This is a genomic window from Desulfomicrobium apsheronum (assembly GCF_900114115.1).
Classification (GTDB): Bacteria; Desulfobacterota; Desulfovibrionia; order Desulfovibrionales; family Desulfomicrobiaceae; genus Desulfomicrobium; species Desulfomicrobium apsheronum.
Genome location: NZ_FORX01000002.1, coordinates 351,092 through 377,997, shown reverse-complemented (window position 1 = coordinate 377,997; position 26,906 = coordinate 351,092). Strand labels below are relative to the sequence as shown.

Here is a 26,906-nt window from a genome sequence, read left to right as displayed (position 1 = left end):
TCGCCACAAGGTGAAAAAGGGAACGGGAGGGGATCAGTCCGGAAAAACGCCCCCTGCCGGTGACAGGCCCATGACCTTGGATGCCAGATGCAGTCGCACGCGCACTTCATCGAGGTCATAGGGACGATAGACGTAATCGTCGGCTCCGGAGGAAATGCACTGACGGATCGCCCCCACGGCCCCGCGCGGGATTCCGCCCAGCAGATACGCACCCTGCAAGGCCTGCTCGTTGCGCACCCGCCAGAAAAACTCGTCACAGCCCATGAAATCCGAATGCCAGTCCGCCAGAATCAGCACCGGAACAGTCGCGGCCAGGGCAGCTTTCCAGGCTCCATCCTCGTCCTCGACAGCCTCACACGAATAGCCCCAGCTCCCGAGCGCCTTGACCAGAACATTGCGCGACAGGCAGGGCTCCTCGACAATCACGATGTGCAGTGCATTTTCCACTCTTGGCTCCATCAATATTTACTTGTCATTCATCGACGCTGCATTTTGGGTGGACTGTAGCGAACGCGCACGGCTGACCCGATTTCAATCCGGCATGTCTTCCCGGGTGCATTCAAGGGAGGCTTGGGGCTCCTCTTCCTTGTGCTGGATGACATGTCCAAAAATATAGGTGCAGATGGGCACGCCCAGCACCAGGCCCCAGATCTGGAACAGTTTGGCTCCGATGGTCAGAATGACGAGCACGATGACGGGATTTATGCGCATGTAGGAGCCATAGATCCTGGGGTTGAGCACGTATCCCTCAAGCAGGTGAATCACCGTGATCATGACGATGGCCAGCAGCATGGTGGTCAGCCCCGAGCTTTGCAGGGCGATGAGGCAGATGGGCACCGAGCTGATGAAAACGCCCAACACCGGAATGAAGCTGCACAAAAAGACGATGACGGTCAAAAAAGCCATGGTCGAACCAAGACCCAGCAACGACACGCCAATGGCCGTGAGTACGGCGTTGACCAAAGCGATGACGAACTGCGCCTCCAAGGCCTTGCCCAAGACCATGGCAAAATCCTGGATGCTGCCGGCCACCTCGCGATAAACGAAACCGAGCTTGGAATTTTCAAGGGAGCACACGCTGGCCGAAAGCCGGGGCAGATCGAGAACTATGAGAAAAGAGAAGAGCAGGGCCAGCAGAAAAGCCGAGGCGATGGCCGCGATCCGGCCACCCACGCCGCGCACCAGATCAAGCAACTGATTGACCTTGTGCTGCCCTTCGGGATGGTCGATCATGCCGAAGAGCTGCTGTACCAGGGCCGCGACCCTCGAACTGCCGAGGCTCGGCGTGGTGTGCTCGGCCAGGGCTCCAAGCTCCGGGATGGCATTGGCGATCATGGGATAACGTTCACCCAGGACACCAAGTTCCTGGTCCAGGCGCTCCACATATTGGGGAAGCTCGGTGATGAAAAGAACGGTCTGCTCCTTGGCCCGAGGCACCAGAAACACTCCCACGGTAATGAGCACACCCAGGAATATGCTCGCCACCAGCACGACCCGGAACGGTCGGTTCGGAATCAGCCCCTGCAGCCTGTTCACGCCGCGATTCTGGATATAACCGAACACAAAGGTCAAAAAGAGAAGCAAAAAGAAGGAACGCAGTATGAAAACGACTGCGAACACGCCGCCCCAGACCAGGATTCTGATCAGCGCGGGCATGATCCGTTCGGCTAAATTGGCCGGTCCTTGGCCGCAATCAGGGGTCATGAGTATTCCTTAGGAAAGGTTTGAGAGCTCATCGTGAGCAAAAAACGACCGGCCATGTCCGGTTCCGTCGATGCCGAAAAAATGCGCCACGGAGGCCCCGATATCACTCAGCGAGTCGCGGACCCCCATGGATCCGGCGACAATTCCGGGACCATAAGCCAGAACGGGCACCCGCTCCCGGGTATGGTCCGTGCCGGGCCAGGTCGGGTCGCAGCCGTGGTCGGCGGTCAAAATGCACAGGTCGCCCGGCATGAGACGCGACAAGAGTTCGGGCAGACGGGCATCCAGGGATTCAAGCGCGCGGGCATACCCGGCCACATCCCGACGATGACCATGAACCGAATCAAAATCAACGAAATTCGTCATGACCAGCGTCCGGTCTCCGGCACCCTCCCAGGCGGCCAGGGTCGCGTCCATGAGGTGGTCGTGGCCATGGGCGCGAATGCTCTTGCCTACTCCCCGATGGGCGAAAATATCTCCGACCTTGCCAACACACAAGACCGTCCCTCCAGCCGCCGTCAGAAGGTCAAGGATGGTTGGCGAGGGCGCGGGGATGGAGAAATCGCGACGGTTGCCGGTACGCGAGAACGTGCCGCCGTCACCCACAAAGGGCCGGGCGATTACCCTGGCGATGCGGTATTTGTCCGCCAGTTCCCGGGCGATGGCGCAAACATCGAGCAGGCGTTCAAGACCAAAGGCCTCTTCATGGGCCGCGATTTGCAAAACGGAGTCCACGGATGTGTAGACGATGGGACGGCCGCTGCGCAGATGTTCCTCGCCGAGGCGGGCCAGGATCTCGATACCCGACGCCTTGCAGTTGCCCAGCACTCCGGGCAGACCGGCGCGGGCCACCAGCTCGTCCAGCAGTTCCTTCGGGATGGAATTCGTGTCCGGCGTGAAATACCCCCAATTCTGGAGCACCGGAGCTCCGGTCATTTCAAAGTGACCGCTCGGAGTGTCCTTGCCCCGGCTGATTTCCGAGGCGCATCCATATTTGCCGGAAACAGGTCCGGACACCTCAAGGCCGGGAGGAAGCTCACCCGTGGACAGTTCGGCCGCCAATCCCAGCCCCAGCGAAGAAAGTGTCGGGAGCCGAAGCGGCCCCTTGCGACCCACGTCGGCCAATCCCTGGGCGCAGGCCGTGGCGATGTGCCCCAGCGTGTCTGCGCCAAGGTCATTGAATTGTTCCGCGTCCAAAGCACCGCCCACTCCCAGGGAGTCGAGCACAAGCAGGCAGACCCGCCTCATGCACTCTCCGACGAGTTCGTCCGGGCCAGGATATCATCCAGCAGACTGCTGGCCCCGAAGCGAAAAGTGTGCGGACCGATCCAGTCCTTGCCCATGATCTCCTCCGCCAAATCCAGATAGACCTGGGCATCGGCCATGGTACGCAATCCGCCCGAAGCCTTGAAACCTGTCGGGGTGCCCTTTTGGGCGATGACCTGAAGCATGACCCGGGCCGCTTCGGGCGTGGCGTGGACCGCAGCCTTGCCCGTGGAGGTCTTCAAAAAATCCGCGCCGTGATCCACGGCCAGGCTGGCGACCGCATGGATCGCCTCCCGGCTCCCGAGCACTCCGGTCTCGAGAATGACCTTGAGCCGCACCGGACAGGCCCGGCGGCAGGCATCCAGAAAGTCTTTCACCTCCCTCTCGCGGCCATCCAGAAATGCCCGGTAAGGGAAGACAAGGTCCACTTCCGTGGCGCCAAGGGCAAGAGCCTCGTCGATCTCGCGCACGGTCCCCGCCGGGTCGAGATCGCCTCCCGGAAAATTCGCCACCGTGGCCAGACCGATCCGCTCAAGAGACCTGCGCTTGAGGGCGGCTATCGCCCAGGGCAGGTGGCGTGAAAAGACGCAGATGGCGGCAACCTGGCCGCACGGTCCGGACGCCCGGGAGCAAAGCGCCTCGATATCGGCCTCGGTTTCGACGCCGGTCAGGGAGGTCAGATCCAGAAGTGAAACCATCTTCTGCCCGGATCGATTCAGAATATCCTGCATGAAAGCCTTCAACGGTTGAATGATGAAACACGCGCGGCCTTGACCTTGACGCAAAGCGGATCAACGCGGGCCGGGACCGATATGTCCCTTTTGAGTCAAGGCAAAACAAATCATGTCGGGAGCGCGGACGCAAGCCCGCAATGGCGACAATCGGCACAAAAAAGCAGATTCTTCTTGTTCGTGAAAGCAGGCTGCGGTAAGCGCATTGTTCATGATCAGCCCCCGAAACCCGTACCGGCTCCTCCTTGCCATGCTCGTTTTCCTGGCGATCCCCGCGTCCGGGCGCGCCGACCAGGTGCTCACCGGGTCCCCGCTCTGGGATGGTTTCACCAGCCACGACGGCCAGGGACTTTACCATGACCTGATGCGCGCCATCTACGGCCCCGGCGGAAATACGGTCCGTCACCTGGAGGTGCCGGCCAAGCGGGGGCTCATCATGGTCCGCGAAGGCACCATCGACACCTACACATGTCTGTCGGACCCCGTGGACGGCCTGGAGTTGGCAAAAGAACCCATGTATGAAGGCGAGTTCCACGCCATCTTCCGCAAGGCCGCCTTCCCCTTCTGGGATGGAGTGTCTTCCATGACGAACAGACGTTTGGTCTGGAGGCTCGGATATTACAGCCCCAAGGATTTCCCGGTGCCTATCGAGTTCAGCGAAACCACCAGCGGAATCGAAGCCCTGGAGCGGGTCGTCCGCGGCGGGGCCGACTTCTACGTCGACGACCGCAACCTCATCACAGAATCCATGCGAGCGCTCAAGACGCCCTTCGATGAAAATGATTACCGCATGGAATCCGTGGGGTTTCGCCAGTATTTCCCCGTCTTCTCCACTTCCAAACGCGGCCGGGAGCTGCGCCAGATCTTTGAAGAGGGCATGCGCGAACTGGCCGATCAGGGCAAACTGGCCCCGATCTACGAAAAATGGCGGCTGCCCATGCCGAGGAAATATCAAAAATAGGCATGGACGTCACAACATAACGACATGCCCAAAACCCCGAAAAACACCCCGCTTCTCCCCAGGATCATCGTCTTTGTCGTGGGACTGCTCCTGACTCTTTACGGCACGTTCATTCCCCTGCTGCCCGTGATCGGCGCACGGGCCTCCGGCGAAATCACCGTCATCCGCCGCGAGCTCGGCGACCGCCAGGCGCCCGTGGCCAACAGCTACAGCTACTCGGTGGGCTTTGAGTTCACCCTCCCCGACGGACGGATCATCCCCGGCAATACCAAGACCATCGGCACTGCCATGAGCGCAGGCATCTCCAAGGGCAGAAGCGCCGTTTTCTACCTGCCCGCCCTGCCCTACGTAAACGCCCTGGAGAGGGACGCCCGCTTTGACTTCGGCAAGGTCGCCATCCTGGCAGCCGGGCTGTTCCTGTGTTTCGCGGCCATCAGACGCCAGATCAGATAAGAAAGACCAAAGCCCCCCATCAACGCCCGGCGGACCTTGACCCGACGCTTACGCTCTCACCCAGAGTCAATTCCTTGAGCCCCGAACCGAAACGGTCGACACGCAAAATCCGGAACAGCTCCGCATCGGCGGCCTGGGTATCCCGGTAGCCGACAAAATAGATTCGCCTACCGTCCATGGACCAGACCGGATCAAAGGCGGTGATCTCACGCGGCGTGATCTGCATGTTCTTGCCCACGCCGACCCAGCTGTCGTGCAGAGACAGGGCGGAACTCGGCTCATGCATGACGCTCTCGAAACGCGGGGTCCCGGAAACCGCGTGGCTGAAGACCAGCACCGTCAGGTCCGTCGGACAAACCGAGAAGCTGTCCAGACTGGTGACGCCTTGCGCCCTTGAGCCCATGATCTTCGCCAGCGGAACGCTTTTGAGCACCCCGCCATCAGGGTCCACCCAGTAGGCATTCACCATGTCATGCACCAGCAGCGAGTCTTCCGGCGTCACGGACAGTGCGCAAAGAAACCCCACGCCCTCGCCGTCCTCCCGCAAGGGAGTGCTCATTACCGAGCCGTCGGCGGTCATGACCACAAGACTGGTGAGCGCGCGGGCGTCACGGGCCAAAAAGGCGAGCCAGGCGCCCACCCCGGACCAGACCGGAGCCGATGCGGCGAAAAGCGACGAGGCGATCCGCGTTTCCCTTCCGCTCTGTGGAGCGAAAATCCACAAGTCGGACATGTCCTCATGCCCGGCCTCGCTAGGCCGAAAAAAGGCGATCAGCCGTCCGTCCGGGCTGACACCTGGCCTTGCGCCCCGGATCAGACGCTTCTGCTTGCCGCCTTCGCCATCGCAGCTCCAGATCCAGCCCTGACGCTCATAGACCAGAACATCGTCCGCCGCCCCGGAAGCGGCCTGTCCGGTCAGCGCAAAAAGACAGAAAACAAGAATCGACGCCGTACCGCTTGCAACAGACCACTTCATGAGACCTCCTCCGGGATTCACCCCCGCATGCCAGCACTTCCATCTTCGCTGGCCCCTTGGGCCCTGGAATTTTCGTTGAGCGCCTCGCACCGCAGCATCAAAAGAATATCCGCGCTCCTTGGACCCAGGTCACGATGTTTTTCCGGCAGTCGAACGGACTTGATCACAGCCAGTTCACGCCGCGCCAGCTCCAGCTGCTCGCCGCCACGATCCGCCGCCACCAGCCGAAAAAAATTCTTCATGATCCCGGCCTTGTCGAGTTCCAGCAGCAGGCGCACCCGGGTTGACCGCTTGAGGTCCGAGTAGCGTCCGGCGGCCATATGCCAGCGTGCGGCCAACCGTCCGGCCGCGCCGTGACGGTTCGGGAGGCGCAAGCGCAGGGCCAGGCCTTGCGCCATGTCCGGGCCGACCGCCTCGTGCCCGTGGTGCCGGGGCAGAAGCTCGGCTGGAGTCACGGTCTTGCCCAGGTCGTGGCACAACGCCATCCAGGCCCCAAGGGCGTCTCCGGCGCACCTGTCCATGACCCGGGCGGTGTGTTCCAGCACGCTCGCATCGTGAAACTCAGGAGGACCGGCCGGTATGGAGTGCGCGTCCGTGAATTCAGCCAGCCACGGCGCAAGCCTGCCCCCGGCCTGCAATACGCGCAGGAAATTTCCCGGTGCGGGTGCGGCGCAGGCTTTCAGAACCTCCTGCCCGACCCTCTCCGCCGCCACGCGGCCAAGCGCGTCGGCGCTAACGCCGCTCATGGCCGCCAGCAATTGCTCATGCACCGTGAAATCAGGAAACGCGGCGGCAAAACGGGCCGCGCGAATGACCCGCAAGGGATCGGCCAAAAAATTGGCCGGAGCTACGGGGCGCAGAATCTTATCGCGCAGGTCGGCAAGCGCCTTGGGGTGGGCCACAATCTGGCCGGAATCATCCCTGGCCAGGGCGTTTATGGTCAGGTCGCGGGAACACAGGTCGTCCTCGATGCTCGAAAAATCCGAGATTGTGTACTGGCTTTTCCCGCGCACGAAGACCGGGATGCCCTGCCCGACCCTGGTCAGGCCCGGCACCCGCCTGCGCAGTTCCCGTTCATCTCCGCCGATGGCCACGAAATCGAAATCCACGGGGGTCTGCCCCCGCATCTGATCGCGCACCGCCCCGCCGACAAGATAGATTTTCATGCCTGCTCCGCTTGTTCCCTCAGCATCCCGGCCTGGACGCAACGCAGGATCTCGTAGCTGAATTCCCCATCGAGCGCCTCGATCACCGCGCCAAGCGAGGCCACGCCGCGCACCCGCATGGACCCGATCATGTCCTCTATGCGCGAGAGCTGCCCACGGGACAGGCCCGTCACCTCCGCCGCCGAGACATGTCCCAGGGCGATGGCCTTGACCAGGTGCCCGTAGATCGTGGCGGGCTTCAGCCCCCGGGCTCCGGCCACCGCCTCGACAGCGCCCTCTTCCCGGAACAAATCCAGACTGGTCTGTTCCGTGCCGGACAGCACCTGAGCTCCGGGCTTCGTTTTCTGGACGCGCGGCGCAGGAGCGACCGGCACGTCCTCGGGGCGGCCGTATTCGGACTCGTGCCGTTGCAGGATCTCGACGAAGCGCTCCCCGTAAGCTCCAAGCTTCATCCGCCCCACCCCGCTTATGCCATGCAGGTCCGCAACGGCCCGTGGCCTGTAGCGGACCATCTCCAAAAGAGTCCGGTCCGAAAAAACCGCGTAGGGCGGAACGCCCTGCTCGCGGGAAATCTCCAGCCGCAATGCGCGCAGACTTTCCCACAGTTCCCGGGCCTCGGGCGAGGACACCTCCGCCATCTTGGGCGCCAGGGGCTTTTGCGCTCCCCTGACCGGAACCGGATCGCGGCGCAAAGCCACGGTTCGCCCGCCTCTCATGACTTCCCAGCTGTGGGCATTGAGCTTCAGGGCCCCATACCCTTCCATGTCCACGTCGGCCAGCCCTGCCGCCACCAGCTGGCGGTAGACGCTGAGCCACTCCGGCCGGGAAAGCTCCGTGCCGATGCCGAACGTCGAGACCGCCTCGTGACCCCAGCGTTCGACGGCCTTGGTCAGCTTGCCGACCAGCACGTCGGCCAGATGCCCCGCGCCAAAACCTTCCTGCACCCGGAAGATGGTCGAGAGGGCCTTCTGGGCCGCCACGGTTCCATCCCAGGACTCGACAGGGTCAAGGCAGATGTCGCAATTTCCGCAAGGCTCGGGCAGATCCTGTCCGAAATAGCGCAACAGCACCTGCCGCCGACAGTTGGTGGTCTCGCAGAATCCGAGCAGGGAGGTCAGTTTCTGCTGTTTGAGACGTTCATGCCGCACCCGGCTTTCCCCCCTTCCTTCCTGCGTGTCGGCGGGAAGGCGGGTCGATCCCGCGTCCATGGCCACCAGCCGGCGCAGCATGGCTATGTCGCCCAGTCCGTAGGTCATGAGGGCCACGGCGGGCAAGCCGTCTCGGCCCGCGCGCCCCGTTTCCTGATGGTAGGCCTCAAGGCTCGTGGGCGGATCGAGGTGAACCACGAAACGCACGTTCGGCTTGTCCACGCCCATGCCGAAAGCGACGGTGGCGACCATGATCACCCCGTCCTCGCGCATGAACCGCTCTTGGTTGCGTTCACGCGTGGCCGGATCCAGGCCCGCGTGGTAGGGCAGGGCCGTAAAGCCCTGTTTGCCAAGGCTCGCGGCCGTGGCCTCGACCTTCTTGCGGGACATGCGATAGACGATGCCCGCATCGCCTGCAGGCTGCGCGCGCAGAAAGTCGGCAAGCTGCCGCTCGGGTTGGTCCTTGAGCGCGACAAGATAACGGATACCCGGCCGATCAAAACCCGAGGCAAAGACCCGCGCCGACTCCAGGCCAAGCTGGCGGATGATGTCCGCCCGGGTCAGATCATCGGCCGTGGCGGTCAGGGCCAGACGCGGCACCTCGGGGAAACGCTCGGCGATCATCCCGAGGCGAGTGTATTCGGGCCGAAAGTCGTGGCCCCACTGGGACACGCAGTGCGCTTCATCAATGGCGAAAAGCGCCAGCGGAATACGCCCGAGCTGCTCCAGAAAACCGGCCAGGAACAGGCGTTCCGGGGCGACATAGATCAGGTCCAGCCGTCCGGCCAGCAGTTCGGCCTCGACCCCACGGGCCTCGGCCGCCGAAAGCGAGGAGTTCAGATAGGCCGCGCGCACGCCATTTTGAGTCAGGCTCTGCACCTGATCGCGCATGAGCGCGATGAGCGGAGAGACGACAACGGCGGTGCCGGGCCGGATCAGGGCGGGAATCTGATAACACAGGGATTTTCCGCCGCCGGTGGGCATGAGCACGACGGCATCGCGCCCGGCCAGCAGGGTTTCAATTATGGATTCCTGCGGTCCGACGAACCCGTCGTAACCGAAAACCGTACGCAGAATATCAATGGGCTTGGGCATGAAGACCTCGGTCAAATGTGATTTGGGCTCTGCCCTACTCAAAGCGTTGAGCTTCTGTCAAAGTACGCAGGCCAAAACGGCAGGACATCCGCGTTGACCCCGCTTTATGGTCGCCGCACCCCACCACATATGCCCACGCGCCCCTTCTGTGGACCCCAAGAAACTATCTTGGGGATGAACCTTGGACAAGGCACTGGATGATCAAGGCTTTTAGACCCGGCGAGGGATCAATGCAAGGAGTCTCTCCCCTTTGCCTGGAATCCAACCAAATCAGCACTTCATGCCGATGATCATAAATTAAATGCTGTTGCTGGCGAAACGAGGCATCGTGGCACCGTCCATCAGCGGTGTTCATCACAACCAAAAAATCAGTGGCACGCATGGTCTTGCACACATTGCTTGAATAATATCAAAAAATGACGTACTGCCTGAAAATTATTGATCAACTCAATCCCTCGGAGAACCTCATGCATCTTTTCATGCTCCTCATCCTGGGCATTGTTCTGCACACAGGCACGGTTTACGCGGAACCCGGCGTGGCAGGCTTCATCAAGACCGCCGAGGGCAGCGGACAAATCGTGCGGTCAGGCGATGCCCTCCCAGCCAGGACTGGAGACATTCTTTATGTAGAGGACATTGTCATGACCTCGGATCAAAGCACTATCGGAATCATGCTTGAAGACGACACGGTGCTCTCTCTGGGGCCAAACAGCCGTCTCGAACTCAGCGACTTCGCCTTTGCGCCCCAGGAAGAAAAACTATCCCTCGCCATACGGCTGCTCAAGGGATCCTTCGCCTACATGTCCGGAGTCATCGCCCGACTTGCTCCCGAAAAAGTTCATATCGAAACGCCGGATGCGGTCATCGCCGTTCATGGCACACGTTTTCTGGTCAAGGTGGTGGAACAATGATCGTGCGGACTCTCCTGCTCATCCTTTGTCTGGCCTTTTCCGGCTGCGCAACCAAAGGCACTACCGTCGTCCTGCTTGAGGATCCCGACGGTTCGGTCGGACAAATAGAGGTCAGCACTCCGGTCGGAACGCAACAGCTTTCCGCTGCCGGACACAGCACAAGAGTCAGCGACGCCTCGGCCTCGCCAAGCGCACTGCGAACCCTCGACCAGAAAAAGATCGAGCAGGAGTACGGCCAGGTTCTCCAGGCGATGCCCAGTCCCCCTGAAAACTTCCTGCTCTATTTTGAATACGGCAAAGCAGAACTGACCGCCGAATCGAAACCCGTTCCATCCTTGATCATTGAAGCCATCAACCGACGCAATTCCCGCGATGTGCGCGTCAACGGCCACTCGGACACGATTGGACAGCGTGAGGACAACGCTCGCCTGTCTTTGGAGCGTGCGGAAAGAGCGCGGGACATCCTGGTCGGGCAGGGAATCGATCCGTCCATCATGAAGGTGTTTTCCCACGGTGAGGGCAACCTCCTCATTCCCACCGCCGACGACACTCCCGAACCCAGGAACCGTCGCGTGGAGGTACTGGTACGCTGACCACCCGCACGACCAGGCGTCAATAAATGAAACTACACGGATACCGCCGCAGGGACATCCTTCGCCTGCTGGGCACCGGTTGCGTCATCACGCTCTGCGTCGTGATCCTGCATGTCATGCGCCCGGAGTTGCTCACCCATTTCGAGCGCAAGGTCTATGACGTGCTGCTGTCCCAAACCAGTCAGCGACCTTTGAGTCCTGTCCCGGTGCTCATCGCCATCGACGACAAATCCCTGACCGATCTGGGCCAATGGCCTTGGCCGCGCCATGTGCTGGCAAGCCTGATCACCCGCCTGCACGAAGCCGGCGCAGACATCGTGGCCCTGGACCTGATCCTCTCGGCCCGCGACAGAACCTCGCCGCTACTGGTGCAGGAAGAGTTGCGCCAGGAAACTGGATTCTCAATTGATCTTGAAGGGTTGCCCGGGAACAGGCTGGATCATGACCGTCTGCTGGCGGAAGCCCTGGCAAAAATGCCGACCGTTCTGGGTTACAAGCTGCTCTTTACCCCCAATCACGGCAAAGCCCCCTTCTGCGACGTTCATCCGATCCTCTCCGGACAATCCATGCCTGCCGGATTTTCGCCGTACACGGCCGAGACCGCAGTCTGCCCCCTGACGATTCTGAACGCGGCCGCGACAAATTCAGGATTCATCAACGCCCTGCCCGACTCCGACGGAGTCATCCGACGAACCCCTCTCATAGCGCTGCATGCAGACGAAGTGCTGCCGAGCCTGATCCTGGCCACGGTCATGACCCGGGGCGAAACCGCCATTGGTCTGGGGCAAGATGCCGACGGAAATTTCGTCCAGTTTGGCCGCAAGCGCACGCACATCGACGCACAGGGTAACGTGCTGCTCAGATATCGCGGCCCCAGCGGAACCTTCACCACGTACTCCGCGACCGACATCCTCAGCGGCCCCCTGCCGAATTTTCAGGGACGCGTGGCCATTGTCGGTCCTACGGCCTCGGGGCTTGGTGACAATCATGTCACCCCCGTGGGGCGCGTCTTTCCGGGTATTGAAATCCATGCCACCCTGCTCGACAACCTGCTCCAGAAAGACACCCTCATCCGTCCGTCCTGGGCCATCGGGGCGGAAGCATGCGCCATCGTGCTTGCCGGCCTCCTGTCGAGCCTGTTGATGATGTCCGCCGGCCCCTTGACTTGTGCGGCCGGTCTGGTCGTGGGGGCGACAGGGGTATGGAGCGCCAGCCTCTGGCTCCTGAACGGCCCCGGCTACTGGATTTCGCCTTTGTCCACGGAAATAATCCTCATGGGCAACATGGCGCTTTTAAGCCTCATCAAATATGGCATGGAAGAGCGCGAATTGCGCATCCGGGGCAAGCAACTGCTGCAAGCCCAGGACGCCACCATCATGAGCCTCACCGCGCTGGCCGAAACCCGCGACCCCGAAACCGGCGGACACATCCGGCGCACCCGCGAGTATGTCCTCGTCCTGGCCCGCGTCCTGGCCCGAAAACCAAAATTCAAAAAATACCTCGACCGGGATACCATCGAACTGCTCTACAAATCCGCTCCTCTGCACGACATCGGCAAGGTCGGCATAGCCGACAACATCCTGCTCAAACCAGGCTCGCTGACCCCCGAAGAATTCAAGGAGATGCAGCGACACACTATCCTCGGAGCCGAAACCCTGGCCGAAGCAGAACGCCGGAGCATGGAAGGAAGCGACCGTTCCTTCCTGGGACTGGCGCGCGAAATCGCTCTCTCACACCACGAAAAATGGGACGGCTCAGGCTATCCGCAAGGACTCAAAGAAGAAGCCATCCCCATTGGGGGCCGACTCATGGCGCTGGCCGATGTCTATGATGCGCTGGTCACAAAGCGCGTCTACAAGAACGCCATGCCGCATGCTGACGCCTGTCAGATCATTCTGGCCGGACGCGGCTCCCATTTCGATCCGGACGTGGTCGATGCGTTCGAAGAAACACAGCACGAATTCCTGGCGATCAGCAACCGGTACGACTAGCCCATCCCTGGGCCAAAAGCATGGCTCCCACGCGGGCTTGTCCTTCCACCCGCCCCCATGTATGTCCCGCTCAGCGGGCGCACGCGCCCTTTTCCATCCACATCCAGCACCAACACGAATCATGACCCTCTACGCCTTTCTCGGAGCCCTGGAACAGGGTTTTTTATACGGCATCATGGCCCTCGGGGTGTATCTGACCTTTCGGATACTCGACTTTCCGGACCTGACCGTTGACGGCAGCCTGCCTCTGGGGGCTTCGGTCAGCGCCGTGACCATCACCGCCGGTTACAGCCCGTACCTGGCCCTTGCGCTGGCCTCGGCGGCCGGATTTCTGGCCGGAGCGGTGACCGCGATCCTGAACACCAAGCTCAAAATCCTGCACCTTCTGGCGTCCATCCTGACCATGATCTCGCTGTATTCCATCAATATCAGGATCATGGGCGGCCCCAATGTGGCGCTCCTGGGTACGCCCTCGGTGCTGACGGACCTCGAAAACCTGGGGCTGCCGCTCTATCAGCTCACCCCAGTGTTCTTTTTTGTTGTCGCGGTCCTCATCACGTCCGGGCTGATCTGGTTCCTGCACACCGAGTACGGGCAAGCCATGCTGGCCACCGGCGATAACCGGCAGATGATCACTTCCCTGGGCGTGAACACGGACAACGTCATCATTTTCGGCGTGGGCCTCTCCAACGCCCTGGTCGCTTTCAGCGGTGCGCTCATCGCCCAGAACCAGGGCGCGGCGGACGTGAACATGGGCGTGGGCACCATCGTCGCGGGGCTGGCCTCAGTCATCCTCGGTGAAACGGTCTTCGGCAAGGCGACCATCGCCCGGGCCTGCATCGCCGTCATCGTCGGCTCCATCCTCTACCGCACCGCCATAGCCCTGGCGCTGGGGTCCAGGCTCGGCAGCTTCTCCTTCACCCCCAGCGACCTGAACCTGATCACCGCCTTTCTGGTCATCGCGGCCCTGACCTCGCCCATGCTCAAGCGGAGGTTCACCCGATGATACGCGTCCAGGCCATCAACAAGTATTTTCACCGGGGCAGCGTGAACGAAGTGCACAGCCTCCGGGACCTGTCCATCGATATCGAGCAGGGTGACTTCATCACCATCATCGGCTCCAACGGCGCGGGCAAGTCGACCTTCCTGTCCTGCCTGGCCGGGACCCATGCTCTCGATTCCGGGAACATCACCATGGCCGGAACGGACGTAACCCGCTGGCCCGAGCACAAGCGCGCCCGCTTCATCGGCCGCGTCTTTCAGGACCCGCTCATGGGTACCTGCGCCAGCGGTTCCATTGCCCAGAACATGGCTCTGGCCCAGAAAAGGGGACAGCGACGCGGCCTGTCCCGGGGCGTCAAGACGGGCGACAGGGAAGCCTTCCGCCAGCACCTGCGCGTACTGGGACTGGGGCTTGAAGACCGCCTCCAGGACCGGGCAGGCCTGCTCTCCGGCGGGCAGCGCCAGGCCCTGACCATGGTCATGGCCACCCTGGTCCGGCCGGAACTGCTGCTCCTGGACGAGCACACTGCGGCCCTCGATCCCAAGACCGCCGGGCAGATCCTGGAACTGACCCGAAACATCGTCACCGAACACGGCCTGACCACGCTCATGGTCACCCACAACATGCATCAGGCCCTGGCCCTGGGCAACCGGCTGATCATGATGCACCGGGGTCGCATCATCTTCGACGTGCGCGGACAGGAGAAAGAGGAGCTTACCGTCGAGGTCCTGCTGGACAAATTCCAGAGCCAGGCGGACGCGGAAGTTTCGGACCGGATGCTGCTGGGCTAATCTTCAGCACACTCTTTGCTAGGCCAAAAGCCGGCAAGGAGGAAAAATGAAACACGACACTCGCCTGTACCGCATCCCGCTCCTGACGGCCCTTGTGCTGATCATGGCGCTGAGCGTCTGGGTATTCTCGTCCTGGCAGGGATATTCCGAACGCTCCATGGAGTGGCGGCGACAGCGCGCCCAGGACAGCTTCGCGACGCTGAACGCGATCATCGCGTCCATGAGCAACGGCGAACTGACGGACTGGAAACAGGTCGAGACAGTGCTCTCAAACGTCATTCGCGGTTCGCGCACCCTCTTTGTCGTGGTCCAGGGCCGCCACGGCCGCCTGGTCCAGACCGGGACGATGCCGGAATTTCTGATGACCAACAGCACCCGGGGCGAAATCGACACTGCCGACATGTATGTCATGTGGTCTCCCCTGCAACCTGCCCACATCCCCGCCAACTGGGCCGAGGCGCTTGAATCGACCAACCTTGGCCTCGGCCTGTGGCCGCGCAGCAACCCAGTCATGTACCTGGGTTTTCGCAGCAGCCCGGAAAGCTTCACTTCATCCTGGTTCTGGCAGCGCCAGGGCCCCATCTTCGCCTCCGCCCTGGTCTGCATCCTCGCCGTCACGGCCGTCTGGATCACGGGTATACGCCGCCGCATCCTGGCCGGGGAACTGGCCGCCGAGCGTATCCGCAGCGCCCATCTGGAAGAACTCGGATTGGCCGCCGCCGGACTGGCCCACGAGACCAAGAACCCGCTCGGCATCATCATGGGCATGGCGCAACAGATCGAAGCCCGGCACGACATTCCGGCTGAAAGCCGAACCATGCTCGGGCACATCATGGACGAGGTGGACAAGGCTTCGTCCCGCCTGGGAAATTTCATGAACTTCGCCCGCCAGCGCAAGCCTAGCCTCGCACCCGTGCGCATCGACAGGCTCTGCCGGGAAGTGGTCCATATCCTTGGGCCCGACTTCGACGCGGGCGGCGTGGACCTGCTCACCCAGGTCAAGGCCGCGACCATCAGCGCCGACGAAGCCATGCTGCGCCAGGTGCTGGTCAATCTGCTTCTGAACAGCCTGCACGCTTCCCCGGCGGGCACGACGGTCAGAATCGTACTCGGCAAGCAAGAGCGCAGACTGTTCCTCGCCGTGGAGGACCAGGGTCGCGGCATCCCCTCCGAACTGCTGCCGGACATCTTCAAGCCCTACGTCAGTGGATCACCCACGGGCCACGGACTGGGACTGGCCATTGTCAAACGCGTGGTCGAGGCTCATGGTTGGAAAATAAGCGCCGCCTCTACCCGGGGCCAGGGCACGACCATGACCATTTCCGGCATCAAACCCACAAGAGAGACCACATGAACAGATCCATCCTGGTCGTCGACGACGAGATCCGCTACCGTGAACTCTATGCCCGCGTGCTGCGCGACGCGGGTTTTGATGTGCTTGAGGCCGGAAGCGCGGCCGACGCCCTGGAATTACTGGAACATGAGACTTTGGACATGATCGTCAGCGATGTGCGCATGCCCGGGGAGAGCGGGCTCGATCTGCTGCGCCGGGTGCGGGCAGGGAAACCGGAGCTGCCCTTTCTTCTGGTCACCGCCTACGCCGACGTGCGCGAGGCCGTGGACGCCCTCAAGCTCGGAGCCGTGGACTATCTGGCCAAACCCGTGGATCTGGACGAGCTTCTGGCGGCCGTGCGCGACACCCTGGGCGTAGGAGCGGACGCGGACCCGGAGATCCCCGCCGGATCTTTGGAGGGCATCGTGGCCGCAAGCCCGGCCATGCGCTCCGTGCTGCGCGATGCCTACCGCGTGGCCCCAAGCGACGCCACGGTCCTTCTGACCGGCGAGAGCGGTAGCGGCAAGGAAGTCGTGGCGCAGTTCATCCACCGCCACAGCACCCGTCGCGACAAGCCGATGGTTCCGGTCAACTGCGCGGCCATTGCCCCGGCTCTCTTGGCCAGCGAGCTGTTCGGGCATGAACGGGGCGCCTTCACCGGGGCAGTGAACAAGCGTAACGGGTATTTCCGCGAGGCCCACGAAGGGACTCTCTTTCTTGACGAAATCGGAGACATGCCCCTGGAATTGCAGCCGTCCCTGCTGCGGGCCACGGAAACGGGACGCATCACTCCCGTGGGCTCGGACAAGGAGACCCTCATCGATTGCAGGCTCATCGCGGCCACCAACCATGACCTTGAAACCGACGTGGCCGAGGGTCGCTTTCGCCAGGATCTCTACTACCGCCTGAACGTCATCACCATCGACATTCCGCCCCTTCGGGAGCGCCCGGAAGACATTCCGCCCTTGGCGCGCGCCTTCCTGAACAAGGACAAGACCGAAGCACAACGCCTCTCGCGCGCGGCCATGCAGGCCCTCGTAAGTCACCCCTGGCCCGGCAACGTGCGCGAGCTGGCCAACGCCATGGCCCATGTGCGCCTGCTGAGCCAGACCGATGTCATCCTGCCCGAACATCTTCCGCCCGCCGTGCGCAAGTCCGCTGGCAAGGCAGCTCCGGCATCACGCAACGCCGAGTCACAGGAAGCCCCGGTCCAGGCCAGGACCCTCGAACAGCACGAAATCGAGGCCGTCACCGCCGCCCTGAAGCAGACCAAGGGCAACCGCACCCACGCGGCCCAGCTGCTCGGCATCACCAGACGGGGACTCATCTACAAACTCAAACGCCTCGGGATTGAATAGACGCGTTTTTTTAGATGTGAAAAGAGTGCTCAAGTAGGCCTTGACCGCACAAATTTTATCCACCCGTCACTTTTCCCGGGGCCCGCAGGGCCCCATTTTTCCCGGGAGGCGCCACCTCCCCGGCTTGGCACGCCCCTTGCCTTGAAATCCTTCCATAACCCCGGGAGGAACCATGAACACCTTATTCAAAATCACACGCCTGCCGCTTCTTGCGGCCCTGCTCTGCCTTCATTTTTTCGCCGTGCCGGTCCAGGGGGCGCAAGGCTTGCCCCGGGATCCTCAAAATCCTGCCGAGCACAAAGTCGAAAAAAAGAATTCTCGCACGGACAACCGTAACCGCGCCGACTTCAAAGCCACGCGGAAAGGCCACGACAGACAGGATCAGGGAGCAAGCCCAAAACAGCGCTCGCCGCGCGGCAAAAGCAGCCCTGACAACACGGGCAAGGCCCGGTCCAATGATCCTGCGGCAATGCAGCGTGCCTTGAGGGACACGCCAAAGTCACAGGCATCCGTGAGCCTTGGCACGGTGACGCCTCCGGCCGACTTGATGCGTCTTCACACGGGCCCGGAGTGGTCCAGGCATGATTCTCCCGATCAACACCGGGACAAGAATCGCCGCGACTCTCGTACCGTCACCCCGAGGCAGCAACCCCCGGTGCAGAAAAGCCTTGTCATCTCCCGCGAGACAATCAGGCATGATGACCGCCACGACGTAAGACGCCCGCGGGTCGACACGCGCAAGGATCATCGGCCCCGAGGCGACAGCGACCGGCACTCCACGCGGATGCACAATGGCGGAAACAACCACCGACCCGTGACCGTCAAACACGTGGTTCATACGATCCCCTCGCGCCACGCGGTAGTCCTGCACGGCCGGGACAGATATCATTATTATTCCGGTCGGTTCTACCGCCCCTGGAACAACGGCTTCATCCTGGTGCGCCCGCCGATCGGCCTGGTCGTGCTGAACATCCCGCTGGGCAGCCGCATGGTCATCTCGGCAGGCATCACCTACCATGTCTTCGGTGATGTCCATTACCGCCGTGTGTCCTCGGGCTACCAAGTCGTGGAACCGATACGCGGCCACAGCGCGAACCGGCCGGACCGGGTGGAGGTCGTCATCGACCTCCTGAACATCCGCTACGGCCCGGACACGAGCGAGGCCGTCATCGCCCAGGTCGGCCGCTACACGACATTGCGCGTGCTCGGCAGCGCGCCCGGGTGGTTCTACGTGGAAATGGACGGGGAGGAAGACATGCGCGGGTGGGTCATGGAGCGCTTCGTCAGCCAGGGCAATGCCCGGGGCTGAGGGCGTTCTTGATTGCAAAAAAAAAAACGGCCGGGAAATCGTTCCGGCCGTTTTTTTTCATTTCAGCGCCCCAGCCGTCGCATCAGCTCAAGGGCCATGACATGACGGTTGAAGGGCGGGATGATGTACACCCCGGCGAAATGGGGCCAGGCATACTCCAGAAGTTCCCAGGCGATGTTCACGCCTTCCTCTTGACCATGCTCTCCGGCGCGGGCCATGCGCTCGCGGGTTTCGGACGGAATCTCGATGCCGGGAAACTCGTTGTGCAGAAACTCGGCGTTGCGGCTGCTGGCCAGCGGCATGATGCCAAGCACGATGGGCGCGGTTATGTGCGCCGTCGCGGCCAGAATTTCGTCCACGCGCTCTCTGGAATACACGGGTTGGGTCAGAAAATAGCGTGCCCCGGCCGTCATTTTCTTCTCCATGCGCCCGACCTGCAGGGCCATGTTGCGGGTGTTGGGATTGAAGGCACCGCCAATGCAGAAATTGACGGGCAGGCGCATGGAGTCCCCGTAGTGGTTGCGCCCCTCGTTGAACCCGGCCAAAAGAGCCATGAGCTCCAGGGAACGCAGGTCGTAGACTCCCGAGACCCGCTCCGCGCTTCCGGCCGAAGGCGGATCGCCGGTCACGGCCAGCACGTTGTGCAGATTCGACGCGGCCAAGCCCATGATGGTCGACTGCATGCCAACCAGATTGCGGTCACGGCCCGTCATGTGCACCACGACATCAACGCCGGTCCGGGCCCGGACCATGCCGGCCAGCACGATATTGGACAGGCGCGGCACGGCCAGCGGATTCTCGGCGATGGTGATGGCGTCCACTCCGGCGGCGCTCAGGGCTTCGGCCGCCGCCAGGACCGGCTCGACATCAAGGTGCTTGGGCGGGTCGAGCTCCACCAAAATGACCTTGCCCTCGGCAAGGCGGCGGGACAGGCGCGTCGGCGCGGCCGTCTGCGTGTTGACCTCGTCCGGCGATACGGAAACGATCCGCGCCTCGGACGAACCCGCGTCAAGAGCGCGAACCAGGGCCGCAATATGCTCCGGGGCGGTGCCGCAGCATCCACCCAAGAGACGTGCCCCATGCGCCGCGCAGGCCGCCGTGCGCCGAGCGAAATACTCCGGCGAGGACGCGTAGATGAGGCGATCGCCCGAGGATTCGGGGAAGCCCGCGTTGGGCAGCACCGAGAGCGGGACCGGCACGGGGCCCAGCCCCTGCACCACCTCCAGGGCGTTCTTGGGACCGATTCCGCAGTTGAGCCCCACCACGTCAGCTCCGGCCCAGATCAGGGCGTCGAAGCATTCACGGGCCGTGCGCCCTGAATGAGTGCGGCCGCGCTGGGTGAAAACCATCTGTGCGGCCACGGGCACGGACACCACGGCCTTGACCCCGCGCAGGGCGGTCAGGAGCAGCGACAGGCTGGCGAAGGTTTCGAGCATGATGAAATCCACGCCACCCTCCACCAGCGCCAGGGCCTGCCCGCCAAAAATATCCTCCAGCTCCTCCTGGCTGAGCGGATCGATGCCCAAACGGCCAAGCGGGCCCATGGCTCCGGCCACCCAGCGCCCCGGTCCGGCCTGGCCGCGCGCCAGTTCCGCGCCGCGCAGGTTGATCTCGCGAGTCCTGTGCGCCAGATCGAAGCGCCCGAGCTTGACCCTGTTGGCTCCGAAGGTGTTGGTCTCGATGATCTCCGCACCCGCGTCCGCATAGGCCTTGTGGATGGATTGCACCAGGGCCGGATCGGTCAGGTTCAGGACGTCGTAGCAGGACGAACTGTCCACGCCGCGATCGAAGAGCAGCGAACCCATGGCCCCGTCGGCCACCACCACCCGCTCGCCAAGAGCCGTCAGAATGTGCTGCTTCACCGTCCACCCTCCAGATCGGCCGGACCGACCCTGTGCACGCCGACGACATCGCGCTGAACGGCACGGGCGTAGCTGACCGCCGGATAGCCGAACATCATGGCGTACATGGACCGATGATCAGCCGGAATGCCAAGGGTCCGGCCAAGCTCCGGAACCACGCTTTGCAGGGCCCAGCGCGCAAAGCCGCACCAGACGGTGCCAAGGCCCAGACTCTGGGCCATCAGCTCGAAATAGGAGAGGGCTATGAACGGGTCCGCATCCGGAGCGGCCGAGTCCTTGGGCGCGGAAGCGATGATCATGTGCGGCGCCTTACGGTAGATGATGTCCCTGCCCTGATCGTAAGGGGCGACCATCTTGGCGAAGAATTCCATGCCGTCGGGCAGGCTGTCGTCGATCACGGCCTTGCGGATCCCATCCATGGTCCCTACCCGGATCAATTCCATCACCTGCGGGTCGTCAACCAGGGTGAAACGAATCCTGCGCTGATTCTTGCCCGTTGGCGCATGGGCAATCACGTCCATGAGCCTGTCCAGGATATGCCCTTCAACCCGGTCAGGAAGGAAGCGGCGCACGGAGCGGCGGCTTTTGATCAGATTTTCCAGCGCATCTGGAGACGGGGGTAGAACAGGAGCGCTCTTATCGGGATCCTTGCCCAGGATGGAAAGGGCCGCAGTGGGACAGACGGCCAGGCAGTGCTGGCAGCCAATGCAATATGACTCCCGGTGCTCGGGGATGCGCGGCAAGCCGCCATCCATGTCTATGATGGACGCCGGACAGTCGGCCGCGCATTCTCCGCACTGTACGCAACGGGTTTCGTCGATGATGAAATCAAGCATGCTTCCTCCAAAAGTCGTGACCTGTGAACAATCCCCTCCTACGGCGTGATCGGTGGATGCACAAGTGCGGTAAGGACGCGCAACTTTGTTGCATGCACCTTGACTTCGTGCAATCCTGTTGCATAAATATCCTTCCAAAATCATGGAGGAAAAATGAGAAAGAATCTTTGCCTGTTCACTGTGTTGCTGAGTTTGCTCGCAGTCTCGGCACAGGCCGCTCCAGCCGCCTTCGTGACCATAACTCCGCAAAAATACTTTGTTGACAAGGTCAGCGGCGGCGAGGTTCCCGTTTCGATCATGGTCGAACCCGGAGCCAATCCCCACGCGTACGAGCCAAGACCCAGACAGATGGCCGAGCTGGCCAGGGCGAGCATCTACTTCACCATCGGCGACAGCTTCGATCAAACCTGGCTAGAGCGGATCATGGGCGCCAGTCCGGGAATGACTATCGTGCACACGGCCAAAGGCATCGACAAGATCCCCATGAGCGAGGAGCATAACCACGGCGAAGTGCACCACGACGCTGAAGTGCACCATGACGGCGACGAACATCATCATGAAGGGGAACACGCCGGGAAGAAGCACGAGGCAGAGGAGCATGATGCCCATGATGCTCGGCACGACGACCATCACAATCATGATCAGGGCACGCTCGACCCCCACATCTGGCTCGATCCCGCGCTGGTCAGGATTCAGGTAGCCCACATCCGCGACGGCCTCAGCCTTGTGAATCCCGAGCGCGCGGCCTTCTACGCCTCCAATGCCGCCGCCTTCGACAAGGAATTGGATGAACTCGACCGGGAAATACGTTCCATCCTGGAGCCGCTGCCCCGGGAAAATCGCACCTTCCTTGTCTTCCACCCTTCATGGGGCTATTTTGCCAAGGCCTACGGGCTGACCCAGGCATCCATCGAAGTGGACGGCAAAGAGCCAAGTCCCAGGGATCTGGCGCGGATCATCGCGGCCGGCAAGGAATCAGGGGCCAAGATTATTTTTGTGCAGCCGCAGTTTTCGCAGAAAAGCGCCGCCGTCATCGCCAAGCAGATCGGGGCAACGGTTGTTCGTCTCGATCCGTTGGCTGCGGATTGGGCCGAAAACCTGCGCAGTGCGGCCCGCGCCTTTGCCGACGCACTCAAATAAACGACTTCAAAAAAGAATCATGACACCGGGCCGCTTGAGGGCCCGGCAATCATCAACAAAGCTACCGGGAAGCGCATGAACACGCACGACCATTCCTGCTCCACCTGCTCCGGACACGGCCATCCGATCATCCCCGAGCCGCACTTCAGGCCCCTGCCGGGCACCGGAACTCCGGTCATCGAGCTTCAGGGGGTGAGCTTCGCCTACGACGATCGGGAGGTGCTCTCCAGCGTTGACCTGAAGGTCTCAAGCGGCGACTTCATGGCCGTCATCGGGCCCAATGGCGGAGGCAAGACCACCCTCGTCAAGCTTATCCTCGGGCTGCTCGCGCCCAAGGCCGGAACGGTGCGGGTGCTCGGCGCCGATCCGCTCTCCGTGCGGCCTGCCGTGGGCTATGTGCCGCAACACGCGCTCATCCAGCCGAGTTTTCCGGTCACGGTCCACGAGGTGGTCCTGCTCGGACTCCGCCGCGCGGGCGGGCTGCTCTCCTCCGGGCGGTGGCCCGGATACCGCGCCAGCGACAAGGCCAAAGCCCTGGAGACCCTGCGCATGGTGGACATGGCCGAACTGGCCACACGCCGCTTCGACGCCCTCTCCGGAGGCCAGAAGCAGCGCGTGCTTGTGGCCCGGGCCCTGGTCTCGGACCCGGCCCTTCTGCTCTTTGACGAGCCCACCTCAAACATCGACCCCCAGGGCAAGGTCTGTCTCTTCGACCTGCTCTCGGCGCTCAGTTCCTCCATCACCATCGTCATGGTCAGTCACGACCTCATCTCCGCCTCCACGCGCATCTCAAGCGTGGCCGTGGTCAACCGCAAACTCATCCAGAACCAAAGCCGGGAACTTACGCCATCCATGCTCGAACTCATCTACGGCACGCACGACGCATCCTGCCCCTTGGACACCTACATCAGGGAAATGTCCTCCATCTTCGGCCAGACCGGGCCCAAGGGTTCCATATGAACTCCGTGCTGAGCATGGAATTCATGCAAAACGCCCTTATGGCCGGAGTACTGGCAAGCCTTGCCTGCGGCATCATCGGCTCGCTGGTGGTCGTCAACAGGCAGGTCTTCATGGCCGGAGGTGTGGCGCACACCGCATACGGAGGCGTGGGTCTGGCCTTCTTCCTGGGGCTCCCGGTGCTGCCCTGCGCCGTGGGATTCACGGTGCTGGCCGCCCTGATCATGGCCCTGGCCTCCTTTGGCCGCAGCGAACGCAGCGACGGCATCATCGGCATCATGTGGGCCGCAGGCATGGCCTTTGGCATCATTCTTCTGGACCTGACCCCGGGCTACAACGTCGACCTCATGAGCTATCTCTTCGGCAGCCTCCTGGCGGTGCCCGCAAGCGACATCTGGATCATGCTCCTGCTCGATCTCTTCATCCTGGCCGTGGTCCTTTTCTGGTACAAGGACTTTTTGTCCCTGTCCTTCGACATGGAATTCGCACGTTCCACGGGCGTGCCTGTGCGCATGCTCTACGTCCTGATGCAGGTCATGACCGCAGTGACCGTGGTCATGGTCATACAGGTCGCGGGCCTCATTCTGGTCATCGCGCTTTTGACCATCCCGCCCATGCTGGCCGAGCTCTTCACCAACTCCCTTTGGAAAACCATGGTCCTCGCGACCCTGGCCAGCCTGTTCTTCTGTCTCTGCGGACTGGCGGTCTCCTATCATCTGGACCTGACCTCCGGAGCGTCCATCATCGCCGTGGCCACGACCGGATACGTCGTCGCCTGGGGATGCAAAACACTTTGGCGGCGGACATGAAAGCGCGCATGTCCGCAAAGGCGGCCACAAACCGCCTGAAGGAAGCCGGCCTTGAGATCACCGAACACCGCCTGCAAGTGCTCATGGCCGTCGGCAACACAGCGCATCCGTCCAGCGCTCAGGAAATTCTGGAAAAAATCAGCGCCAAGAACGATATCAACCGGGTCACGGTGTATCGCATCCTGGACCTGCTGGTGGAACACAACGTCCTGAACCGGCTTGGGCTCGGCGAAAAATCCCAACGCTTCTGCCTGCGGATCGCCAACGAGGACGAGCACCCGCACTTCCACTGCACCCGCTGCGACTGCTACCTGTGTCTTGATGCCCGGCAGCTGCCGGTGGACCGCCACGCCTTGGACGACCTCTCTCTCGACATCCGCCACGTCGACATCCGCCTGGAAGGAATCTGCCCCGCCTGCCAGAAAAAATTGCGCCAGCTGGATGAAGCGACACCGGCGGACAAGCCCGCCTGACACCCCCCGCCCGACAAAGAATGCATGAAAAAACCGGGCTCCTTGCGAAGCCCGGTTGCACAACCGTTTTTTTCCGACACCCGCGTCAATACCCTTTGAGCTTGTCGATATACTCGGGCAGCCACAAGGATATCTGCGGAATGTAGGTGATGAGGATGAGGAAGAAAAGCAGGATCATCAGCCACGGCAGCGCCGCGCGCACGACCCAGGTCAGATCGCGTTTGGTGATACCCGCCGTGACAAAGAGGTTGAGCCCGACCGGCGGCGTTATCAGCCCGATCTCCATGTTGACCACGCAGATGACGCCCAGATGAATGGGATCGATGCCGAGCTTGACCGCGATGGGAAACAGGATCGGGATCATGATCATGGTGATGGCCGAAGGTTCCATGAAGTTACCAGCGACAAGCAGCAGGATGTTGACCACGATCAGGAAGCCCCAGGCCGGCAAGCCCCAACCGACGATAGTCTCGGCGATGAGATGCGGAATCCGCTCCGTGGTCAGCACGTGGGCAAAGAGCATGGCGTTGCCGATGATGAAGAGCAGCATGATGCTGACCTTCGCCGCATCCAGGATCACATGCCGCACTTCCGGATGGACCCAGGACCGAGGAATGGCTACGGCGGTCTGCCACAATCCGCGAATAAGGGCCGAGGAAAGCGGCTCGTCCACCTTGCGCAAGGGCACTTCCTTGAGCGGCCCCATGTCACGATAGACGAAGACGGCGATCCAGTAGGCGTACACGGCCGAAATGGCCGCCGCTTCCGTGGGACTGCAGATGCCGCCGTAGATGGACCCGAGCACGATGACGACCAGCATCAGTCCGCCCATGGCCGTGAATCCGGACCTGAAAACCTGCCTGAATCCAGGCCAGGCCAGGGCCGGATAATTCTTGATCCGGGCCACGATGTAGATGGCGATCATGAGCAGCAGTCCCAGACAGAGGCCGGGGATGAATCCGGCCATGAACAGACGTGCCGCCGACTCCTGGGTCGCCGCCGCATATACGAGCATGACGATGGACGGCGGAATGAGAATGCCGAGCGTTCCGGCATTGCAGATGACTCCGGCCGCGAAGGTTTCAGGATAGCCCGAACGGACCATGCCGCCGATGACGATGCTGCCGATGGCGGCCACCGTGGCCGGTGAAGACCCGGATACGGCGGCAAAGAGCATGCAGGCCAGGACCGAGGCCATGGCCAGGCCGCCCTTGACGTGCCCAATGCAGTCGAGGGCGAAATTGATGAGACGCTTGGCCACGCCCCCCGTGGATAAGAACTGGGAGGACAGAATGAAAAACGGAATGGCCAGCAGGGTATAGTGTTCGGAAACCGATTCAAAAAGTTTCAAGGCGATGGACGCCAGGGAATCGTTGGAAAAGAACAGGATGGTCGTGATGCTCGAAAGACCCAGCGCAATGGCGATGGGCATCCCCGTGGCAATAAAGAGGAAGAGCAGGGTGAACAGTGCCGCAGTTGTCATTCGTCGTCTCCATCCAGGGAAGTACCCTCTTTTTGCGCCAGATACATGCTCTCCTTGGCCTCATCCAGCAGCTTGAAACCTTCCTGTCGTCCCCGAATGACTGCCCAGAGGAGATCCAGAAGACGGATGGCCAGCATGATCATACCGCCAAAGAGGATGCTATTGGCGATCCATTTGGGAACAGGTATGTCCTCAAGGTGGATCCCTATGCTTTTGAGCTTCCCGAGATAGGTCCAGCTGCCTACGAGAAAAAGCCCGCAATAGAGCAGGCACAGCAGAATGGCCACAATGGAGATGACCCTGCGCACATTTGTCGGAAACAGCCTGACCAAGGCGTCGACCCCGATGTGCGACCCGACCTTGATGCCGTAGGAAACCCCGAACATGACCATCCAGCCCGACAGCAGCAGGGTCAACTCCTGGGCCCAGTGGATGCCCACGTTGAACCCGAACCGCATGAGCACTTCCATGAAAACAAGCAGCGTCATGGAAGCAAGGAGGAGGGAAATGATCCCCTCCTCCACTTTGTTGATGAATGTATTCATGATCTGACGAGA

25 protein-coding genes are annotated in these 26,906 nt (G+C 61.8%); 14 read left to right on the top strand and 11 right to left on the bottom strand.

Going from position 1 to position 26,906, the window contains the following annotated elements; translation table 11 throughout:
• Nucleotides 1-33: 33 nt before the first annotated feature.
• From BMZ40_RS03855 to deoC, 4 genes are all read right to left on the bottom strand, one after another.
• Complete coding sequence (locus BMZ40_RS03855; RefSeq protein ID WP_092372803.1) at nt 34-447, bottom strand: response regulator transcription factor; 414 nt, start codon at nt 445-447, stop codon at nt 34-36.
• A gap of 84 nt (nt 448-531) precedes the next feature.
• The gene (locus BMZ40_RS03850) at nt 532-1,704 is read right to left on the bottom strand and encodes an AI-2E family transporter (protein WP_092372802.1); all 1,173 of its coding nucleotides are present in this window, start codon (nt 1,702-1,704) and stop codon (nt 532-534) included.
• A gap of 9 nt (nt 1,705-1,713) precedes the next feature.
• On the bottom strand, nt 1,714-2,952 hold the full coding sequence (locus tag BMZ40_RS03845) for a phosphopentomutase (protein WP_092372801.1): 1,239 nt from the start codon (nt 2,950-2,952) through the stop codon (nt 1,714-1,716).
• Nucleotides 2,949-3,701, bottom strand: coding sequence for a deoxyribose-phosphate aldolase (deoC, locus tag BMZ40_RS03840; protein ID WP_092372800.1), 753 nt, complete (start codon nt 3,699-3,701; stop codon nt 2,949-2,951). The genes BMZ40_RS03845 and deoC overlap by 4 nt, the downstream gene beginning before the upstream one ends.
• 211 nt (nt 3,702-3,912) lie before the next feature.
• Here deoC and BMZ40_RS03835 point away from each other — a divergent pair, with 211 nt between their 5' ends.
• Together BMZ40_RS03835 and BMZ40_RS03830 are read left to right on the top strand one after the other, a co-directional pair.
• Complete coding sequence (locus BMZ40_RS03835) at nt 3,913-4,662, top strand: substrate-binding periplasmic protein (RefSeq protein ID WP_092372799.1); 750 nt, start codon at nt 3,913-3,915, stop codon at nt 4,660-4,662.
• 24 nt (nt 4,663-4,686) lie between these two features.
• Nucleotides 4,687-5,115: a hypothetical protein gene (locus BMZ40_RS03830; protein ID WP_092372798.1), complete on the top strand. Its 429-nt coding sequence runs from the start codon at nt 4,687-4,689 to the stop codon at nt 5,113-5,115.
• Nucleotides 5,116-5,134: 19 nt separating this feature from the next.
• Here BMZ40_RS03830 and BMZ40_RS03825 read toward each other — a convergent pair whose 3' ends face one another.
• The 3 genes from BMZ40_RS03825 to recQ are packed head-to-tail and all read right to left on the bottom strand — an operon-like array spanning nt 5,135 to nt 9,500.
• The gene (locus tag BMZ40_RS03825) at nt 5,135-6,091 is read right to left on the bottom strand and encodes a PD40 domain-containing protein (protein ID WP_092372797.1); all 957 of its coding nucleotides are present in this window, start codon (nt 6,089-6,091) and stop codon (nt 5,135-5,137) included.
• Between the two features lie 17 nt (nt 6,092-6,108).
• Complete coding sequence (locus tag BMZ40_RS03820) at nt 6,109-7,257, bottom strand: hypothetical protein (protein ID WP_092372796.1); 1,149 nt, start codon at nt 7,255-7,257, stop codon at nt 6,109-6,111.
• Entirely contained in the window at nt 7,254-9,500 is a 2,247-nt protein-coding gene (gene recQ / locus BMZ40_RS03815; RefSeq protein WP_092372795.1) for a DNA helicase RecQ, read from the bottom strand. Before recQ ends, BMZ40_RS03820 begins: the two co-directional genes overlap by 4 nt.
• A 467-nt stretch (nt 9,501-9,967) precedes the next feature.
• On the opposite strand from recQ, the gene BMZ40_RS03810 reads away from it, so the two are divergent.
• The 8 genes from BMZ40_RS03810 to BMZ40_RS03775 all read left to right on the top strand — a co-directional run bounded on the left by BMZ40_RS03810 (nt 9,968) and on the right by BMZ40_RS03775 (nt 18,789).
• Nucleotides 9,968-10,411: a FecR family protein gene (locus BMZ40_RS03810; protein ID WP_177193003.1), complete on the top strand. Its 444-nt coding sequence runs from the start codon at nt 9,968-9,970 to the stop codon at nt 10,409-10,411.
• Complete coding sequence (locus BMZ40_RS03805; RefSeq protein WP_092372793.1) at nt 10,408-11,004, top strand: OmpA family protein; 597 nt, start codon at nt 10,408-10,410, stop codon at nt 11,002-11,004. Before BMZ40_RS03810 ends, BMZ40_RS03805 begins: the two co-directional genes overlap by 4 nt.
• A 26-nt stretch (nt 11,005-11,030) precedes the next feature.
• On the top strand, nt 11,031-12,995 hold the full coding sequence (locus BMZ40_RS03800; RefSeq protein ID WP_092372792.1) for a CHASE2 domain-containing protein: 1,965 nt from the start codon (nt 11,031-11,033) through the stop codon (nt 12,993-12,995).
• Nucleotides 12,996-13,116: 121 nt separating this feature from the next.
• Nucleotides 13,117-14,001 (top strand): ABC transporter permease, encoded by an 885-nt coding sequence (locus BMZ40_RS03795; RefSeq protein ID WP_092188249.1) that lies wholly within the window; start codon nt 13,117-13,119, stop codon nt 13,999-14,001.
• On the top strand, nt 13,998-14,789 hold the full coding sequence (locus BMZ40_RS03790; protein ID WP_092372791.1) for an ABC transporter ATP-binding protein: 792 nt from the start codon (nt 13,998-14,000) through the stop codon (nt 14,787-14,789). The genes BMZ40_RS03795 and BMZ40_RS03790 overlap by 4 nt, the downstream gene beginning before the upstream one ends.
• A 46-nt stretch (nt 14,790-14,835) precedes the next feature.
• Nucleotides 14,836-16,143, top strand: coding sequence for a sensor histidine kinase (locus tag BMZ40_RS03785; protein ID WP_092372790.1), 1,308 nt, complete (start codon nt 14,836-14,838; stop codon nt 16,141-16,143).
• A complete protein-coding gene (locus tag BMZ40_RS03780; protein ID WP_092372789.1) occupies nt 16,140-17,480 on the top strand; it encodes a sigma-54-dependent transcriptional regulator in 1,341 nt (446 codons plus the stop codon). Before BMZ40_RS03785 ends, BMZ40_RS03780 begins: the two co-directional genes overlap by 4 nt.
• 172 nt (nt 17,481-17,652) lie before the next feature.
• On the top strand, nt 17,653-18,789 hold the full coding sequence (locus tag BMZ40_RS03775; protein ID WP_092372788.1) for a DUF6515 family protein: 1,137 nt from the start codon (nt 17,653-17,655) through the stop codon (nt 18,787-18,789).
• Between the two features lie 62 nt (nt 18,790-18,851).
• Here BMZ40_RS03775 and BMZ40_RS03770 read toward each other — a convergent pair whose 3' ends face one another.
• Together BMZ40_RS03770 and BMZ40_RS03765 are read right to left on the bottom strand one after the other, a co-directional pair.
• Nucleotides 18,852-20,651, bottom strand: a complete 1,800-nt coding sequence (locus tag BMZ40_RS03770) for a bifunctional homocysteine S-methyltransferase/methylenetetrahydrofolate reductase (RefSeq protein WP_092372787.1) — start codon at nt 20,649-20,651, stop codon at nt 18,852-18,854.
• Nucleotides 20,648-21,487: a nitroreductase family protein gene (locus tag BMZ40_RS03765; RefSeq protein WP_092372786.1), complete on the bottom strand. Its 840-nt coding sequence runs from the start codon at nt 21,485-21,487 to the stop codon at nt 20,648-20,650. Before BMZ40_RS03765 ends, BMZ40_RS03770 begins: the two co-directional genes overlap by 4 nt.
• A 153-nt stretch (nt 21,488-21,640) precedes the next feature.
• On the opposite strand from BMZ40_RS03765, the gene BMZ40_RS03760 reads away from it, so the two are divergent.
• From BMZ40_RS03760 to BMZ40_RS03745, 4 genes are all read left to right on the top strand, one after another.
• The gene (locus BMZ40_RS03760; RefSeq protein ID WP_092372785.1) at nt 21,641-22,627 is read left to right on the top strand and encodes a metal ABC transporter solute-binding protein, Zn/Mn family; all 987 of its coding nucleotides are present in this window, start codon (nt 21,641-21,643) and stop codon (nt 22,625-22,627) included.
• A gap of 75 nt (nt 22,628-22,702) precedes the next feature.
• Nucleotides 22,703-23,587 (top strand): metal ABC transporter ATP-binding protein, encoded by an 885-nt coding sequence (locus tag BMZ40_RS03755; protein ID WP_092372784.1) that lies wholly within the window; start codon nt 22,703-22,705, stop codon nt 23,585-23,587.
• Entirely contained in the window at nt 23,584-24,393 is an 810-nt protein-coding gene (locus BMZ40_RS03750; RefSeq protein WP_092372783.1) for a metal ABC transporter permease, read from the top strand. Before BMZ40_RS03755 ends, BMZ40_RS03750 begins: the two co-directional genes overlap by 4 nt.
• Entirely contained in the window at nt 24,390-24,866 is a 477-nt protein-coding gene (locus BMZ40_RS03745) for a Fur family transcriptional regulator (RefSeq protein ID WP_177193002.1), read from the top strand. Before BMZ40_RS03750 ends, BMZ40_RS03745 begins: the two co-directional genes overlap by 4 nt.
• An 85-nt stretch (nt 24,867-24,951) precedes the next feature.
• On the opposite strand, the gene BMZ40_RS03740 is transcribed toward BMZ40_RS03745, so the two are convergent.
• Both BMZ40_RS03740 and BMZ40_RS03735 read right to left on the bottom strand, forming a co-directional pair.
• A complete protein-coding gene (locus tag BMZ40_RS03740; RefSeq protein ID WP_092372781.1) occupies nt 24,952-26,349 on the bottom strand; it encodes a TRAP transporter large permease in 1,398 nt (465 codons plus the stop codon).
• A complete protein-coding gene (locus BMZ40_RS03735; RefSeq protein WP_092372780.1) occupies nt 26,346-26,894 on the bottom strand; it encodes a TRAP transporter small permease in 549 nt (182 codons plus the stop codon). The genes BMZ40_RS03740 and BMZ40_RS03735 overlap by 4 nt, the downstream gene beginning before the upstream one ends.
• Between the last annotated feature and the right edge of the window lie 12 nt (nt 26,895-26,906).